This is a genomic window from Chitinophaga varians, from assembly GCF_014529945.1.
GTDB classification, from domain to species: Bacteria; Bacteroidota; Bacteroidia; order Chitinophagales; family Chitinophagaceae; genus Chitinophaga; species Chitinophaga varians.
This window is the reverse complement of record NZ_JACVFB010000019.1, coordinates 1-1568: the sequence shown is the minus strand read 5'-3', so window position 1 is coordinate 1568 and position 1568 is coordinate 1. Positions and strand designations below refer to the sequence as shown.

Sequence of the window (1568 nt, the reverse complement as noted above, 5' to 3'; positions counted from 1 at the left end):
GCGTAACGCCCGAAGGATAGGTAATAGCCGTATCGTTGAAGGTTTGCAGCAGCTGCTGCTCTTCGGAGGCCGACAGATACGCCAGCCTGCTCACCGGCATGTCCGGCGTGGCGATCACCTGCGTCAGCAGGCTACGGAAATGGTCCATCAAACGGACCATGGTCGCTTTTTCAAAAACATCGCTGTTGTACTGCACATCCATGTACAACCGCCCACCGGACGTGATGAAGGAAATGTGCAGGTCCAGTTTTACCGCGCAGGCGCCTTTTTCCACGATCTGACCGGTGACTTCGCTGTCATCGCCGACGGCTTCCTGCTGTTGCAGCGCCATCATCACATCAAACACCACGGAGCGGCTCATATCGCGGCGGATATTGAGATCATCTACCAGCCGATCGAAAGGATACTGCTGATGTTCATAAGCCGCCAATGTCACTTCCCGGACAGATTCCAGCAAAGCGGCAAAAGAGGAACGGCCATCAAAACGCGTACGCAGCGCCAGCGTATTTACATAAAAGCCCAGCTGGTCTTCCAGTTCCCCGTGGCCTCTGCCGGCCACAGGACTGCCAACGATAATATCTTCCTGGCCACTGTAACGGTACAACAAACCATTGAGCACGCCCAGCAATCCCATAAACAGCGTACTCTGATGATGGGTACACAATGCCTGCAAATCGGCCACGGTACGCTCATCTATGACGGTCGATAACGCGTAGCCATTATACGTCAGCACCGCAGGCCGTACTTTCTCTGCGGGTAAAGCCAGCACAGGCAACTCGCCGGACAGCTGCTCTTCCCAGTAATGACGGTCGGCCGTAAAATCGGCGCCTGATAACTGCTGTTGCTGCCAGGCCGCATAGTCTTTATATTGAATCCGCAACGGCGCTTCCGCGGGCACTTCCCCGCGTTCGAAGCATCGGTAATATTCCAGCACCTCACGGCTCAGCAGCTCCATCGACCAGCCATCGCTGATGATATGATGCAGGTTAAAATGAAGGATATACCGTTGTTCACCGGTGTGTAGCAGTCCTGCGCGTAGCAGCGGCCCATTCGCCAGGTCAAACACCTGCGTGGCCTGCGTATCGAGGCAGGCTGCAATTTCTTCTTTGGTATACTGTGTGGCATCCACACTGGTAAAACGAAACGCTGATGCTGACGCCGGCAATACTACCTGGCGTAATTCTCCTTCCGCGTTTTCGCGGAAAACGGTGCGCAGTATTTCATGGCGGGCCATCGCATGCAGGATCGCCTGCTCAAAAAAGACAGCGTGATAAGCTCCTTCCAGCGGAACACTACCGGAGATATGATAGGCGCGGGAACTGCCTGCCTGCTGGCTGAGCAGCCATAGCCGCCGTTGACCGTCTGACAGCGCATAATCCGCGGCCAAGGGCACCTGTTCTATTCCTTCATAGACCGACTGCGTTCTGGATGTTAACAGCAGCGCCTGTGCCGCAATGGTAGTATGGGTAAATAATTCCTGTACGGTTACCTTCATATGCAGCTGCTGATGATATACATTCACCAGTCGCATCACACGCAGACTATGCCCGCCTGTGCGGAAGAAATCG

General features: G+C 54.7%; 1 protein-coding gene. It reads right to left on the bottom strand.

Annotation, left to right across the window (positions count from 1 at the left end):
* Positions 1–1568: condensation domain-containing protein (locus ICL55_RS34850; protein WP_246496874.1), on the bottom strand; the 1568-nt coding region annotated here is incomplete at both ends.